Raw genomic sequence first — 14,470 nt, 5'->3', positions numbered from 1 at the left:
CAAGGTCGCCGGCTCTGCCGATCCTATAGCATGTCCTTGAGCGGTACGCCGGCATCGGCCAGGGCTTCGGGGGCGATGCGGGCGCGGGTTTCCACCAGCTTCCTGCCCTGAACATAGTCCTTGACCATGTTGACGCAGTCGAGCGCGATCACTTTACCTTGCCTGAGATAGACCACCGAAAAGCTGCGCGTGCCCGGCTCGCCGCGCAGCACGGCCAGATCGTGCCCGGTCGAAAGGCCCACGGTCTGCAACCGCAGGTCATACTGGTTGGACCAGAACCACGGCGTCGCTTTGTAGGGCACGGGCGCACCGCAAATGGCCCTGGCCGCCGTGGTGGCCTGGTCGTTGGCGTTCTGCACCGATTCCAGGCGGATCACCGCACCGTCGGCAAAATCGTTGGCATGGGCGGCGCAATCGCCGATCGCATAGACATGGGGCAGCGACGTGCGGCAGAATTCGTCCACGTCCACCCCGTTGCCGCCGCTTGCGCCGGCGGCCAGCAATGGGCCGACCTGGGGGATGATGCCGATTCCCACGATCACGATGTCCGCCGGCAGCACGCTGCCATCGGCCAGGCGCACGCCGGTTACCTTGCTGCCATCGCCTTCCAGGCAATCGACCGTCACGTCCGTCCGCAGGTCCACCCCGTGGGCGCGGTGCTCGTCCTGATAGAATGTCGAAAGCGCTTCTCCCGCCACCCGCGCCAGCACGCGCGGCAAGGCTTCGAGCAGCGTGACCTGGCAACCGAACTTGGTCAGCACGGCGGCCGCTTCCAGCCCGATATAGCCGCCGCCGATCACCACGGCCCGCCGCGCGCCGGCGTCCAGCTCGGCCATCAGGCGATCGGCATCGGCGCGGGTGCGCACGCCATGCACCCCGGACAGATCGTGCCCGGCGCAGGACAGGCGCCGCGCGTCGCCCCCGGTCGCCCAGATCAGATCGCCATAGCTGAGCGTGACGCCATCGGCGGTGCGCAGGCTGCGGGCAGCGGGATCGACCGCCACCACTTCATGGCCCAGCGCCATTTCCACCCCCTTGTCCGGCCAGAAAGCGGCGGGACGGATCATGATGCGCTCGAACGTCTTGTCGCGGCTCAGGTATTCCTTCGACAAGGGCGGGCGTTCATAGGGCAGCTCAGGCTCGCGCCCGATCACCAGGATCGATCCGGCAAACCCGTTCTGGCGCAGGGCCATGGCCGCCTGCGCGCCGCCGTGGCCGGCGCCCACGATCACCACATCGGCAAAGCCCGCCTCGAATGCACCCATCAACGCCCTCCTGTCATGACGCGACGAGGCTTGCGGGCAAAAGGCGGGGCGCGTCAAGCGCGCCCGCGCCACGATCCGGCTTCACTTCAGCGCAGCAGCAGGCTTCGCGCCTGGCTGGCGATCTGCGCCAGCATGGCCGGCGTCACGATGGCCGTCGCCTGCGCGCGGGCGATCAGGCTGCGCAGCTGGCGCACCGGATCGGCCTTTGCGGCAAGCCATTGCTCCGCGGCGATCTCGGGGTTGGTGCTCCCCATGCGGCGCAGGAACTCCATGCGCATCTGCTGGAAATCGCGTGCCAGGCCTGCCGCCAGCAGCCTTTCCCACGGGTCCGACGGATTCATCCGCGCCGCGGTCTGTTGCGCCCAGTCGATGCCGAGTTGCGCACCCAGATCGGCAAAGGCCCCGGTCAGCACCACCGCGTCGACCTCCAGCTCCCCGGCGAGACGGGCCAGGCCGATCACGCCATCCAGATCGAACAGGTGGACCACCTGGTCCACCACGCTGGCCGGCGTTCCGGCATCGGCCAGTTCCTGGGCCAGGCGCCGGGCCTGGGCCTGGGGCTCGCCCCGCAGCAGATCGGCCTTGGTCTGCGAAAGCCGGGCGACGCCGCCGCGCAGCGTGTCGATCAGCGCCGCCGGCGCCTGGGTGCCATGGCACGAACGCAGCACGTCGGCGATGTGCCCGCGCAGGGCGCGCGCCGTCCGCTCGAACAGCGAAAGGCGCAGGTCCTCGGGCATGACCGCCGTATCGAGCAGCGTCCAGGTGTCGGCAAGGCCCAGCAGGCGCTCGGCGGCGACGAAAGCGGCCGCTACCTGCCCCAGGCTCATGCCTTCTTCCTCGGCCAGTTCGAACGGATGCACCGGGCCGAGGCGGTTGACCATGCGGTTGGCCAGCTTGGTCGCGATGATCTCGCGGCGCAGGCGATGGTTCACGATGTCGGTCCCGAACGTCTCGCGCATGGCATCGGGAAACGCGGCCAGGAGTTCCTCTTCCAGCAGCGGATCGTCCACCAGCGGGCTGTCTTCCAGCGCGCGCTGCAGAACCAGCTTGGTCGAGGAAATCAGCACCGCCAGCTCGGGCCGGGTAAGCCCCGTGCCGGCGGCGGCACGCCGGGCATAGTCGTCCGACGGGGCAAGTCCTTCGGTCTTGCGGTCAAGATCGCCGCTTTCCTCCAGCACTTCGATCAGCCGGGTCAGCGCCGGCACCGCCTGCGCGCCGCCACGCTCGGCGATGGACAGACCCAGCGCCTGAAGCCGGTTGTCTTCCAGCACGAGGTGCGCCACCGCATCGGTCATGCCGGCCAGCAGCGCCACGCGCTGATCTTCGGCAAGCCGGCCCGCCCGCTTGGCGCTGGCTAGGGCGATCTTGATGTTCACCTCGTTGTCCGAACAGTCGACGCCGGCCGAATTGTCGATGAAGTCGGTGTTCACGCGCCCGCCGGCCAGTGCATATTCGATGCGCGCGGCCTGGGTCATGCCCAGGTTCGCCCCTTCGCCGATCACCCGCGCTCGCACCTCGCCGGCCGAAACGCGATAGGCGTCGTTGGCCGGATCGCCCACGTTGACGTTGGCTTCGGCCGCGGCTTTCACATAAGTGCCGATCCCGCCGAACCACAGAAGGTCCACCGGCGCCTTGAGAATCAGCGCGATCAGCGTGTCGGGGTCCATCTCGTCGGCGCCGACGCCAAGCAGGGCCTGGACTTGCGGACTCAAGGGAACCGCCTTGAGGCTGCGCGGAAAGACGCCGCCCCCTTCGGAGATCAGGCGCTTGTCATAATCGTCCCAGCTGGAACGGGGCAGGGCGAACAGGCGCGCGCGCTCTTCCCAGCTTTGCGCGGGATCGGGATCGGGATCGAGAAACACGTGGCGATGGTCGAAAGCGGCGACGATCTTGAGCGCTTTCGACAAGAGCATGCCGTTGCCGAACACGTCGCCCGACATATCGCCCACGCCGGCCACGCGCACCGGCTCCGCCTGCACGTCTACGCCCATTTCCAGGAAATGGCGCCGCACCGAAAGCCAGGCGCCCTTGGCCGTGATGCCCATGGCCTTGTGGTCATAGCCTTTGGACCCGCCGCTGGCGAAGGCATCGTCCAGCCAGAAATCGCGTTCCGCGGCAATGGCGTTGGCAACGTCGGAAAACGTCGCGGTGCCCTTGTCGGCGGCCACGACGAAATAGGGGTCTTCGCCATCGCGGATCACCACGTCCTGCGGATGAACGACAATGCCATCGACGATGTTGTCGGTGATCGACAGCAGCGTGCGGATGAACACCTGATAGCTGGCTTTTCCTTCAGCCAGCCAGGCCTCGCGTTCGCGCGCGGGATCGGGGAGCTGCTTGGGATAGAAACCGCCCTTGGCGCCGGTGGGTACGATCACCGCGTTCTTCACCCGCTGCGCTTTCATCAGGCCCAGGATTTCGGTGCGGAAATCGTCGCGCCGGTCGGACCACCGCAGGCCGCCGCGGGCGACCGGCCCGGCGCGCAGGTGAATGCCCTCGACGCGGGGCGAATAGACGAAGATCTCGCGCCACGGCACGGGCTTGGGCAGGCCGGGCACCAGCGCGGAATCGATCTTGAACGCCAGGGCCTCGGCCGCGGCGGGGGCAAAGGCGTTGGTGCGCAGGATCGCGTCGACCACGGCGCGAAAACCGCGCAGCAGCCGGTCGTCGTTGATGGCGGCCACCTGCGCCAGCCCGGTGCGGATCGCCCCGGCCGCCGCCTCGGCCGCGCTGTCGCGATCCCCGGCGAAGGCCGGATCGTGGCGGGCACGGAACGCGTCGATCAGCCCGCGCGTCACGATCGGCGCGTTCTTGAGCGCATCGACCACCGTGGCGATGCCGAACGTCATCCCTGCCTGGCGCAGATAGCGATACCATGCGCGCAGCCAGTTGGCTTCGGTCGCGGTCAGCCCCACGGCCACGATCAGGCGGTTGAAGGCATCGTCCTCGGCCGCGCCGTTGATCACCGCCGCCAGCGAGGTTTCGATCGCGGTCGATCGCGCCAGCAGCGCTTCGGCAGTGGTATCGGCCGGGTGCGCCAGCAGGAAATCGTGCACGAACCCCAGCTTGCCGTGATCGAGCGCCGTGGGCACTTCCTCCAGCACGCGGAACCCGAAGTTTTCCAGCACCGGCACGGCATCGGACAGCACGATGGCGCCCTCGCGCTGATAAAGCTTGAGACGCAGCGCCGATTCGCCCGCCAGGCGATGCAGCCGCGCGGCGCGTCGCGTCGCCTCGTCGGCGGTCAGCGCGCGCAGCACCCGGATATCGTCGGCGGCTTCGGCCGCGCCATAGCTGGCGCGATAGCCCACGGGAAAGGCGGGGGCATAGCGCGTGGCGATCGCGGCGGCGCGGGTCGGCTCCTCGGTCTTGGCCAGTTCGGCCTCGACCGCCGCGTCCCAGCCGCGCACCAGAGTCTGGAACGCGGCATCGAGCGCGGCCTCGTCCACGCCTTCGCCGCGATCGGTCAGGGTATCGTCGTCGGCCCGCATGTCGATGGCAAAGCGGGTGAGCGCCAGCGTGCTGCCTTCCACCTGCAGGCTCCAGTCGATCACCTGGCCGCCGGTCGCCTGTTCCAGCATGGCGGAAACCTGCTTGCGCACCTCGGTCGACTGGCTGTCGCGCGGCTGCCAGACAAACGCATAGAGGTGCCGCTCCAGCGGCGCCCGCACCAGTGCCAGCCGCGGGCGCGGACGGTCTATCAGCACCATCATCGTCGTGGCGATGCGTTCCAGATCGGCATCGGAAAAGCTGATCAGCAAATCGTGCGGCAAGGCGGTGAGCGCGTGGACGAGCGCCTTGCCGGCATGACCGGCGGGATCGAAGCCCAGCTTTTTCATCAGCGCATCGAGCTGGCTGCGCATGCGGGGTACGCGATCGGGCGCCGCCGCCAGGGCCGCGCTGGTCCATACCCCGGCATGAACCGAAAGCGCGATGATCCGTCCACCCTCCACCACCGGCACCAGGAACAGGTCCAGCGGAACGCGGCGATGCACTTTGGCAATGCGGTTGGCCTTGACGATCAGCGGAATGGGCACGGCGTCCGCGCCCCGCGTACCGGCCTTGTCGAACCAGGCAAAAGCACGGGCATAGGATGCGTCGGACAGCAGCGGCGCATCGGTGGCGCGGCAGATGCCCATCGCTTCGGTCACGCTGCCGTCGCGGTGGCGGGTGACGTGGCCCAGCTGGGTCAGCATGCCGTCGGCCAGCCAGCGCAGCAGCGCCGCGCCTTCGGAATCGGGCAGCGCGCGGGCATCGTGCTGCATCAGGCCCTGCATCTGCGGCCAATCGGCAACGGCGGCATGGACATCGGCCAGCGTGGCCGAAAGCGCGGCGGCCAGTTCGCGTCGCGCCTTGGCGTCGGCCCGCTCCGTTTCCAGATAGATCATCGATTCGCGCAATTCGCCGATCGCCTCGCCCTCCGGCAGGCCGACCAGCACGCCCTCGGGATCGCGCCGCACCGCCAGCACCGGGTGCAGCAGCTTTTCGATCGTCAGTCCCTGCGCGGTGATCGTCGCGGCGATCGAATCGACCAGGAACGGCATGTCATCGTTGATCACGGCTATGCGCAAGGCGCGTTGGCCGCCCATCGATTCGATCGCCACGGCCGCATCCGGCCCCTTGCGCAACGCGGCCGTCGCCAGGGTGAAGCGGGCCGCCTCGGTCAGCCGGTCGCCGGTAAAATCGGCCTCGTCCCCGGGCAGCAGAGCGCCGGCCAGACGCGCCGCGAGCGCGGCAACGAGATGCTGGGCACTGTTGCCCGCCGGGCCTGCATCCGTCGAAGAGCCGCCCGCCGCGGGCGAAGCCGGGGGGGTGGGATCGATCGTGGTCGCCATGACGTTCGCTTCCTGCATTCGCGGGCGGGTCGGGTCGGGTTGCCCGCCGTGCTGTTATCGTTGGCTGTTCGGTAACGAATGAAACCTGAATTGCAAACCGCCGGGCCGGCGGGAAAGAACCTTTCGATGCCATGCAAAGATGACCATCGGCCCTGCCGACCGCCTAGGTGCCGACCGCATAGGTATTTGCCGCAAGCGGCGTGAGCGCATCCATGGTGAGCCTGAGCGAGCGGCGGCGCAAGGCCGGATCGAACGTGGCGCCTGAAACGATGATCTCGTCCGCCGCGGTGCGGTGCTGGAACGCTTCGAGTTCCGCGCGCACGGTGGCCGGGCTGCCGATGGCGCTGAACCGGCGAAAATGGTCGAGCGTGGCGCGCTGCGGGGCGGTCAGCGTTTCGCGATAACCGTCGACCGGCGGCGGCAAGCGCCCGGGATCGCCGCTGCGCAGGCGCACGAACGATTGGTCCTGGCTGGTCGCCAGAAACTGCGCTTCTTCGTCGCCGGGCGCGCACAGCACGTTGATCGCCGCCATGACATGGGGTTTGTCGCGCGTGGCCGAAGGCTGGAACCGCTCGCGATAGAGCACGAGCGCGCTATCGAGGTGATCGGGCGCAAAGTGCGAGGCAAAGGCAAAAGGCAGGCCCAGCATGGCCGCCAGCTGCGCGCCGAACAGGCTCGACCCCAGGATCCACAGGTCCACCGCGGCGCCGTTGCCAGGCGTTGCCGCCAGCGGCAGCCGCGCATCGGCGGCAAAATGCGCCTGCAGTTCCACCACATCGGCCGGAAAATCCTCGGCCGCGCGATGCACGTCCTTGCGCAGGGCGCGCGCGATCCGCTGGTCCCCGCCCGGGGCGCGGCCCAGGCCCAGGTCGATCCGCCCCGGATAGAGCGCGTCGAGCGCCCCAAACTGTTCGGCAATCACCAGGGGGTTGTGATTGGGCAGCATGATGCCGCCCGCACCCAGGCGGATCGTGCGCGTATGATGGCCGACATGGGCCAGCACCACCGAAACCGCCGCACTTGCCACGCCGTTCATGCCGTGATGTTCGGCCACCCAATAGCGGTGATAGCCGGCCTCCTCCGCGGCCTGGGCCAGCAGGGCGGCATCGGCCAGAGCCTGCCGGATCGAGCCGCCCTCGATCACCGGCACCAGATCGAGAACGGACAGCTTCATCGCGTGATTTCCTCATCCTGGCCCGGGCGGGGCGGAACAGGGGTGGATGTGGGGGCGGCGCCGATCTGTTCAAGGTAACCGCGCGCCACGCGCGCCTCGTCGCTGGCGGGTGCCATGGCCATGACCGATTGCCAGGATTGGCGCGCGGCATCCTCGCGGTTGCCCAGCATGGCGATCACGCCTGCTTCCACCCCTATGGCCGGGTCACGCGGGGAAAGGCGCGCGGCTTCCTCGATATCGGCCTGCGCAGCGGCCAGGTTCTTCTCGCGGCGTAACAGGGTGGCCGAAAGCAGCCAGCTTTCCGCGTTCTGCGGCGCCAGCTGGCGCGACCGCGCCAGCGCGGCCGCCGCATCGGCGTTGCGGCCCAGCGCCACCAGCGCGCGGGCGCGGTCGTTCTGGACCGCGGCCAGGGCGGCATTGTCGGCAAAGCCGCGCACCACCGCCGCGCGATCAAGCCATGTCAGCGCGTCCTGCGGCTTGCCGGCAGCCAGCGCGGCATTGCCGGCCATGGCCATCAACGGCACGGCGCCCACCGCCTGGGCATCGGGTATCAGGCCGATCGCTTCGCCGAAAGCGGCCAGTGCGCCATCGAAATCGCCCTGCTGGCTCAACATCATGCCCAGGCACTGGTTGGCCCGCACCCGCTCGGCGGGGGCTTTGACCTCGTCCAGCCAGCGGTGCGCAAGGCCGATCGCGAGATCGGGGTTGCTGCGCCCGATGATCAGGCAATCGGCCAGCCGGTCGTGCTTTTCCGCCGGGGGCTGGGCAGGGTCTTCCACGGGCTTGCGCCGGCTTGACGTCCGCAACGGAGCAAATTCCATCGGGCGCGGGTTGGGCCCTACCTGATGCCACGACGGGCCGGATGGAAACGGCAAAGTGAAAAGGGCGGCGGCAGCCACAAGCATCGGTTGGCTCTATCCAGGCAGAAGCTGGGCCAGGGTGGCCAGCAGCACGGCAATGTCCTGCGGCCGCGACAGGCGGTGATCGCCGTCCTTGATCAGGTGCACCTGCACATCGGCTGAACGCAGCGCGGCCGCCAGGCGCAGCGCCACGTCCCACGGCACGTCGGGATCGGCCTGCCCGTGGATCAGGCGGACCGGCCCGTCGAATGGAACGACATCGTTCAATTGCAGCAGGGCCTGCCCGTCGGCCCAGAACGCGGCGTGGGTGGGCGTCGGATCGGGGCCATAGGGATTGTCCTCCCACACTGTCGTTCCGGCCGCCAGGGCCGCTTTCCGCGCCTCGTCATAGCCCCAGTCGGTGAAATCGGGCGCGGCCGCCAGTCCGACCAGCGCGCGAACCCTCTCGCCCAGCACGCGCGCCACCAGCAGCATCAGCCAGCCGCCCATGCTCGATCCGGTCAGAACGACATCGTTCAGATCATGCGCGGCAATCAGGGCGACCACCTCGTCCCGCCAGCGCGACAGTGTACCGGCGGCAAAATCGCCCTGCGACAGGCCGCAGCCGGAATAATCGAGCAGCAGGCAGGCGCGGCCCCGGGCCATGGCCCAGTCCATCACCGCCTGCGCCTTGCCGCCCGCCATGTCGGACATGTAGCCTGGCAGGAAGACCACCGCCGGCTCGCGTCCCGGAACGAACCGGGTGGCCAGGCGCAGACCATCGGGGCCGGTAACGAAGCGGGGCGGTTGCGGCGTGGCCATCGCCGCCTTGCTACCGGCAGGAGGGCTCGCCTGTCTACAGTCCTCCTTGCGCCTCTACAGTCCCCCTTGAGCGGCGGGGCCGGTGCGCCTATCTCGCAAGGCATGAGCCAGCCCACCGTCATTCTCGCCCCGTCGGCCGCCGCGCGCGTCGCCACGATTGCCGCCAAGCAGGCAAAGCCCGCGATCCTGCGGCTGGCGGTGGAAGGCGGGGGCTGTTCGGGCTTTCAATACCGCTTCGGCCTGGCCGAAAACGTGGACGCCGACGATACCGTGGTGGAAACCGACGGCGTGCGACTGGTGGTCGATGCCATGAGCCTCGATCTCGTGGGGGGGGCCACGGTCGATTATGTCGAATCGCTGGGTGGTGCGGCCTTTCGCGTGACCAATCCCAATGCCGCATCCGGTTGCGGTTGCGGCGCGAGCTTTTCGGTGTGAGCGAACCGGAAGGCGCCGCGCCGATCAAGCTCGCCAGCTTCAATATCAACGGCATCAAGGCGCGCCTGCCGCGCCTGCTCGAATGGCTGGTCGAAACGCGGCCCGGTGTTGCCTGCCTGCAGGAAATCAAGACCCAGGACGAAGGCTTTCCGGCCGAGGAATTCGAGAAGATCGGCTATCACGCGATCTGGCACGGGCAGAAAGGTTTCAACGGCGTTGCCATCCTGGCCGATGGGCAAAGGCCGGTGGAAGTGCAGCGGGGCCTGGCCGGCGAAGCGGACGACGCGCACGCCCGCTATCTCGAAGCCGATGTCTTCGGCCTGCGCGTGGTGTGCATCTATCTGCCCAACGGCAATCCGCAGCCGGGGCCGAAGTTCGATTACAAGCTGCGCTGGATGGATCGTCTGGCCACGCGCATGGGCGAGATCTGGGCCGAGGAAGTGCCGGCGGCGGTACTGGGCGATTACAACGTGATCCCGCGTGACAACGACGTGTGGGACACGCGGGCCATGGCCACCGATGCGCTGATGCAGCCCGAATCGCGCGATGCCTACAACCGTCTGCTCGCGGCAGGGTGGACCGATGCCCTTGGCCTGCATCACCCCCGGGGCGGCCTCTGGACGTTCTGGGACTATCAGGCGGGCGCCTGGCAGCGCGACCACGGCTTTCGCATCGATCATGCGCTGCTTTCGCCCGAGCTGGCCGACCGGCTGATCGGCGCGGGCGTGGACAAAGCCTATCGCGGCCGGGAAAAGGCCAGCGATCATGCGCCGATATGGGTCACGCTGCGGCGCTGAACCTGGCCGTTCGTCGGACAGGACGTGCAGTTGGCCGATGAAACAGGGTGCGGCAACCGGGCGGGGCTGGCATGCGCCGCCCGAACATGCTAAGTAGCATTTTGAAACTGATTATTACCGGACCAGCTCATGCATTTGTTTCGCAGGGATCTGCTGAAGTCCCTTCTCATCGGCTTCGCGATCGGCGCGGTGGCCATGGGCGTTACCACGTTCAACACACTGCACGTTTTCGCGCCCGTCGCGCCGGCCTCTGCCGCCGGCACGGCGCCATGAGCGTGCGTTTCGTTCCGCGCGGGGTTGGAATTGCGCTGTCCCTGTCGCTGGCGGCCTGCCTGCAGCCTGCGCATGCCGATGCCCCGGTAAAGGCGCCGGCGGCGGTCATCGCGGCAAGGGAATCCCCCGGCCCCAAGACCGCCGTTTTCGCCGGCGGCTGCTATTGGGGCATGGAAGCGGTGTTCAGCCACCTTGTCGGTGTGAGCAGCGTCGTTTCCGGCTTTGCCGGCGGACGCGCGGCCGACGCGGATTACGAAACCGTCAGCACTGGCAGGACGGGCCATGCCGAAGCGATCCGGGTCACTTACGATCCGGCGCGCATCCGCTATGATCAGCTGCTGCAGGTCTTTTTCGGCGTGGCCAGCGATCCTACCCAGCTTGACCGGCAAGAGCCCGACGTCGGCCCGCAATACCGCAACGCGCTGGTGCCCGTCGGCCCCGAACAGGCGCGCGTCGCCCGGGCCTATGTCGCGCAGATCAAGGCGCTCAAGCTGTGGAAGGACCCGATCGTCACCCGGATCGAGCCGTGGCGCGGTTTCTATCCCGGGCCGGCCGAACATCAGGACTTTGCCTTTCGCAACCCCCGCCATCCCTATATCCTGCGCTGGGACGTGGCGCGGGTCGAGGCTTTGCAGCGCAGGTTTCCGCAGTGGTGGAAGCCGGATTTCACGCGCAACTGATTTGCAACCGCGGCGCGCGCGCCCTATCTGATAGGCATGGGTGGCCACCATCATCACGATTACGCCGGCGAAGGGCTGGTATCCGCCGCGCGCGAGGCGCTGACCGTTTCGGGCGAACAGTGGACGGACATGCGCGCCGATGTCTTTGCCGCGCTGGCCGGGCATGCGCGCCCGGTTTCGGCCTATGACATCGCCGAAAGCGTGGGGCAGCGCCGGGGCAAGCGGGTGGCGGCCAACAGCGTCTACCGCATTCTCGACCTCTTCGTGCGGACCAATCTGGCGCGCCGGGTGGAAAGCGCCAACGCCTATGTCGCCAACAGCCATCCCGGCTGCCGCCACGATTGCATCTTCCTGATCTGCGACGCCTGTGGCCAGGCGATCCACATCGACGACGACGGTCTTACCGGCCATCTGCGCGAAGCGGCGCGCCAGGCGGGCTTTGCTGACGTGCGCCCGGTGGTGGAAATCCGCGGGCGCTGCCAGGCCTGCGCCGCATAGCGCGGCTTACTGCAGCGTCACCGCGCCATCGTCGGAATCGCGGCGCCCGAAAAACTGCATCAGCTGCACCAGCAGTTCGCAGCGCGCCGCCAGGCTCGGCGCTTCCAGCAGGGCCTGCTTGGCGGCCACGTCGAACGGGGCGATCTGCGAAACGCCGTTGATCAGGGACTGATCGTCCAGCCGCGCGACGGAATCCCAATCGACCGCATAGCCTTGCGCTTCGGCAAAGGCGCGCGCCTCGCGCTCGAACCCGGCCCGCTCCACCGCGCTCAGCGCTTCGCCCGGATCGTCGGGCAGCAGTTCGGCCTCGACCTGGCGGAACGGCGTCGTGGCATCGAGTTCGCGCAGCATGCGAAAGCGCGCGATTCCCGATAGTACGATGTTGTAGCGGCCGTTGTCCAGCGCCTCGACGTCCTCGATCTTGCCCACGCAACCGATCCGGAACAGGGGCGCGCCTTCCGACGGGGCCTGCGGCTGGATCATCGCGATGCGCCGGTCGCGGGCCAGGGCATCGGATACCATCGCCCGATAGCGCGGCTCGAATATGTGCAACGGCAATTGCAGGCCCGGAAAAAGCAGCGCGCCCGAAAGCGGAAAGATCGAAAGCCTGACCGTGCCGATTGCGCCCCCCATCGTCGTCACCCGAACAGCACGGCGGACAGCTTGCGCCGCGCGCGCGCCACCCACGGGTCCTCCAGTCCGATCGCCTCGAAAATCTGCAGCAGCCGCGCCCGCGCCGCGCCTTCGTTCCAGGCGCGGTCCGCGGCCACCATGGCCAGCAGGATTTCGGCCGCGGCATCGCGATCGCCGGCGGCGAACAGGCCGTTGGCGAGCGCCAGTTGCGCATCCATGTCGCCGGGCGCGGCGGCCGCGGCCGCGCGCAGGGCGGCCAGTTCGTCTTCCTCCGGCGCGTCGTCGGCAAGGGCCAGCGCCGCGCGGGCCTGATCCAGCGCATGATCGCCAGCCAGCTTGGGATCGAGCGCGGCCAGCACGTCCGCGGCTTCCTCGCGGCGCCCGGCAACCAGCAGGGCGCGAATCAGGCCGGCATGAGCGGCGGCGTTGTCGGGCGCGATTTCGGCGATCTGGGCAAAGATCGACGCGGCCCGCTCACCATCGCCCCCGGCCAGCACCTCCTCGCCCATGGCCAGAAGCGGCGCCACGTCCTGGGGCGCCTCCGCGCCGGGGGCGCCCGGCTGGACCGGCAACTGCCCCAGGATCTGGTCGAGATACTGCCTGAGCTGCGATTCGCTGCGCGCCGCGGTGAGATCGGCCACGGGCTGGCCCTGGAACATGGCGTAGACCGTGGGGATCGAGCGCACCTGGAACTGCGCGGCGATGAACTGTTCCTCGTCCACGTTGACTTTCGCCAGCACCACGCCCTTTTCGGCATAGTCGGCCGCCACCTTTTCCAGAACCGGGGCCAGGGCCTTGCACGGCCCGCACCATTCCGCCCAGAAATCAAGGATGACCAGCTTGGTCATCGACGGTTCGACGATCGCCTTGCGGAAGCGGTCCACCGCCTTCTGTTCGTCAAGGTTGAGGCCCAGGCTTGCCACATGCATCTCCACGTCTGTCGATCCGGTGGCGCCGCCACACGGGCGCCGCTTCCGCCACCATGTGGGAAAGCCGTCCGGTTCGGCAAGGGGCAGCAGGCACCGCTTCTGCGAATCCCGCAAGGATTTCGTGCCACGCGCCACGCCGGGAGGGGCGCCAACGTGCCAGCTACAGACGGCCCCGGCTTTGTCCGGGGAAAATGCAACTTTGCTGTTGCGCCACTCCGATTCCCCGGTTATTGGCCCGCCTCACCCCGGCAGGCCCACCACGCGGCGCCGGCGGACAAACGCCAGAGCGGGCGTAGCTCAGGGGTAGAGCACAACCTTGCCAAGGTTGGGGTCGAGGGTTCGAATCCCTTCGCCCGCTCCAGTTTCCTTCGATTTTCCAACAGTCTGATCTCAGGGCTTTAGACCTGAATTCGAATACCGGCGCTCTGATATGGTGAGCCTGTATTCGTTTCGTATCCATTCTACATCGAGCTTGCGACGACATCTGGCGGAAGTTTGCGCGTTCCGCGCATGAAGCGCGCGTCCCAACACGCTGGTGCCCTGCATCGTCCGCACCGTAGGCCATGCCGAGGACGACAGTCTGGCCGAAACCGTTGCAGCGCGCCGCGCTGACGACTTTTCAATCAGCAGATTTCGCCACATGGAAGTCGTAAGGTCGACTTTCTGCAAAATCCTGCTGATACCGACCTCATTTACACAACGCCGACCGGATCGATGGCGAGCAGAAGCTTCCGCAGCAGCGTCGCGAGAATCAGGCGCTCTTCGTCCGTCAGCGCTTTGAGCAAGTCGTGCTCGATACGATTTTCCTCTTTCACGGCCTCTGCAAAATCGGACAGGCCGCGCTCGGTCGCGCGCACGATCACCGATCGGCCATCATGCAAATCCGGCCGCCGCTCGACCAGCCCCTCACGTTCCATGCGAGCAACGAGATTTGCGACTCCACCAGACGTAAGCAGGTTGTGACGGGCAATGGTGTTCGGTTTGGCCTCATACGGTTCGCCGCCCAGCACAAGCGCAGCCAGCGTCTGATATTCCTTGAAATTCAATTCGTGCCGCCGAAGCGCGGGCCCTATCGCAGCGAGAAACAACTCGTGAAGCCGGGTCACCCGCCCCCATATGCGCCAGGGCGTGATGTCCAGATCGGGCAAGCGCTCATTCCACTTTCCATAAAGGTATTCTAGGCGATCACGTAGCACTGGCTGATCGCTGGATTCTGGCAGCATTTCCGCGTCGCTCCTGGACTTAAAGGGATATGTTTCCTGTTCGCGCGGTAAAGCACATCAAAAAACC

13 protein-coding genes and 1 tRNA gene are annotated in these 14,470 nt (G+C 67.6%); 6 read left to right on the top strand and 8 right to left on the bottom strand.

Annotation, left to right across the window (positions count from 1 at the left end):
• Positions 1-23: 23 nt before the first annotated feature.
• From AC3EDY_RS03335 to AC3EDY_RS03315, 5 genes are all read right to left on the bottom strand, one after another.
• Positions 24-1,265 (bottom strand): NAD(P)/FAD-dependent oxidoreductase, encoded by a 1,242-nt coding sequence (locus tag AC3EDY_RS03335; RefSeq protein ID WP_488571044.1) that lies wholly within the window; start codon positions 1,263-1,265, stop codon positions 24-26.
• Positions 1,266-1,351: 86 nt separating this feature from the next.
• Entirely contained in the window at positions 1,352-6,100 is a 4,749-nt protein-coding gene (locus tag AC3EDY_RS03330) for an NAD-glutamate dehydrogenase domain-containing protein (protein WP_488571043.1), read from the bottom strand.
• A 163-nt stretch (positions 6,101-6,263) separates the two neighbouring features.
• Entirely contained in the window at positions 6,264-7,274 is a 1,011-nt protein-coding gene (locus AC3EDY_RS03325) for an LLM class flavin-dependent oxidoreductase (RefSeq protein WP_488571042.1), read from the bottom strand.
• Positions 7,271-8,053, bottom strand: coding sequence for a tetratricopeptide repeat protein (locus AC3EDY_RS03320; RefSeq protein ID WP_488571041.1), 783 nt, complete (start codon positions 8,051-8,053; stop codon positions 7,271-7,273). Before AC3EDY_RS03320 ends, AC3EDY_RS03325 begins: the two co-directional genes overlap by 4 nt.
• A 135-nt stretch (positions 8,054-8,188) precedes the next feature.
• Positions 8,189-8,935 (bottom strand): alpha/beta fold hydrolase, encoded by a 747-nt coding sequence (locus AC3EDY_RS03315; RefSeq protein ID WP_488571040.1) that lies wholly within the window; start codon positions 8,933-8,935, stop codon positions 8,189-8,191.
• Positions 8,936-9,037: 102 nt separating this feature from the next.
• Between AC3EDY_RS03315 and erpA the strand changes: the two genes are divergently transcribed.
• From erpA to AC3EDY_RS03290, 5 genes are all read left to right on the top strand, one after another.
• The gene (gene erpA / locus AC3EDY_RS03310; protein WP_488571039.1) at positions 9,038-9,370 is read left to right on the top strand and encodes an iron-sulfur cluster insertion protein ErpA; all 333 of its coding nucleotides are present in this window, start codon (positions 9,038-9,040) and stop codon (positions 9,368-9,370) included.
• A gap of 23 nt (positions 9,371-9,393) precedes the next feature.
• Entirely contained in the window at positions 9,394-10,167 is a 774-nt protein-coding gene (gene xth, locus AC3EDY_RS03305) for an exodeoxyribonuclease III (RefSeq protein ID WP_488571217.1), read from the top strand.
• Between the two features lie 129 nt (positions 10,168-10,296).
• The gene (locus AC3EDY_RS03300; RefSeq protein WP_488571038.1) at positions 10,297-10,440 is read left to right on the top strand and encodes a hypothetical protein; all 144 of its coding nucleotides are present in this window, start codon (positions 10,297-10,299) and stop codon (positions 10,438-10,440) included.
• Entirely contained in the window at positions 10,437-11,120 is a 684-nt protein-coding gene (gene msrA, locus AC3EDY_RS03295; protein WP_488571037.1) for a peptide-methionine (S)-S-oxide reductase MsrA, read from the top strand. Before AC3EDY_RS03300 ends, msrA begins: the two co-directional genes overlap by 4 nt.
• Before the next feature lie 36 nt (positions 11,121-11,156).
• Positions 11,157-11,618 carry a Fur family transcriptional regulator gene (locus AC3EDY_RS03290; RefSeq protein WP_488571036.1) on the top strand — a complete coding sequence of 154 codons (462 nt, stop codon included), beginning with the start codon at positions 11,157-11,159 and terminating at the stop codon, positions 11,616-11,618.
• Positions 11,619-11,624: 6 nt separating this feature from the next.
• Here AC3EDY_RS03290 and AC3EDY_RS03285 read toward each other — a convergent pair whose 3' ends face one another.
• Both AC3EDY_RS03285 and AC3EDY_RS03280 read right to left on the bottom strand, forming a co-directional pair.
• Positions 11,625-12,251: an LON peptidase substrate-binding domain-containing protein gene (locus AC3EDY_RS03285; protein ID WP_488571035.1), complete on the bottom strand. Its 627-nt coding sequence runs from the start codon at positions 12,249-12,251 to the stop codon at positions 11,625-11,627.
• Between the two features lie 5 nt (positions 12,252-12,256).
• The gene (locus AC3EDY_RS03280; protein ID WP_488571034.1) at positions 12,257-13,180 is read right to left on the bottom strand and encodes a tetratricopeptide repeat protein; all 924 of its coding nucleotides are present in this window, start codon (positions 13,178-13,180) and stop codon (positions 12,257-12,259) included.
• A 286-nt stretch (positions 13,181-13,466) separates the two neighbouring features.
• Here AC3EDY_RS03280 and AC3EDY_RS03275 point away from each other — a divergent pair.
• Positions 13,467-13,541 (top strand) — tRNA-Gly (locus AC3EDY_RS03275).
• Positions 13,542-13,872: 331 nt separating this feature from the next.
• On the opposite strand, the gene AC3EDY_RS03270 is transcribed toward AC3EDY_RS03275, so the two are convergent.
• Complete coding sequence (locus tag AC3EDY_RS03270; RefSeq protein ID WP_488571033.1) at positions 13,873-14,403, bottom strand: MarR family winged helix-turn-helix transcriptional regulator; 531 nt, start codon at positions 14,401-14,403, stop codon at positions 13,873-13,875.
• Positions 14,404-14,470: the final 67 nt, after the last annotated feature.

It is taken from the genome of Novosphingobium sp. DS6-6 (assembly GCF_057784975.1).
The sequence above is the reverse complement of the archived record's forward strand: the minus strand, read 5'-3'. Positions and strand labels throughout refer to the sequence as shown.

Excerpts from the sequence above, each read along its gene's own strand:
- AC3EDY_RS03335 (WP_488571044.1), bottom strand. The coding sequence starts at position 1,265 with ATGGGTGCATTCGAGGCGGGCTTTGCCGATGTGGTGATCGTGGGCGCC.
- AC3EDY_RS03330 (WP_488571043.1), bottom strand. The coding sequence starts at position 6,100 with ATGGCGACCACGATCGATCCCACCCCCCCGGCTTCGCCCGCGGCGGGC.
- AC3EDY_RS03325 (WP_488571042.1), bottom strand. The coding sequence starts at position 7,274 with ATGAAGCTGTCCGTTCTCGATCTGGTGCCGGTGATCGAGGGCGGCTCG.
- AC3EDY_RS03315 (WP_488571040.1), bottom strand. The coding sequence starts at position 8,935 with ATGGCCACGCCGCAACCGCCCCGCTTCGTTACCGGCCCCGATGGTCTG.
- erpA (WP_488571039.1), top strand. The coding sequence starts at position 9,038 with ATGAGCCAGCCCACCGTCATTCTCGCCCCGTCGGCCGCCGCGCGCGTC.
- AC3EDY_RS03300 (WP_488571038.1), top strand. The coding sequence starts at position 10,297 with ATGCATTTGTTTCGCAGGGATCTGCTGAAGTCCCTTCTCATCGGCTTC.
- msrA (WP_488571037.1), top strand. The coding sequence starts at position 10,437 with ATGAGCGTGCGTTTCGTTCCGCGCGGGGTTGGAATTGCGCTGTCCCTG.
- AC3EDY_RS03290 (WP_488571036.1), top strand. The coding sequence starts at position 11,157 with ATGGGTGGCCACCATCATCACGATTACGCCGGCGAAGGGCTGGTATCC.
- AC3EDY_RS03285 (WP_488571035.1), bottom strand. The coding sequence starts at position 12,251 with ATGGGGGGCGCAATCGGCACGGTCAGGCTTTCGATCTTTCCGCTTTCG.
- AC3EDY_RS03280 (WP_488571034.1), bottom strand. The coding sequence starts at position 13,180 with ATGCATGTGGCAAGCCTGGGCCTCAACCTTGACGAACAGAAGGCGGTG.
- AC3EDY_RS03270 (WP_488571033.1), bottom strand. The coding sequence starts at position 14,403 with ATGCTGCCAGAATCCAGCGATCAGCCAGTGCTACGTGATCGCCTAGAA.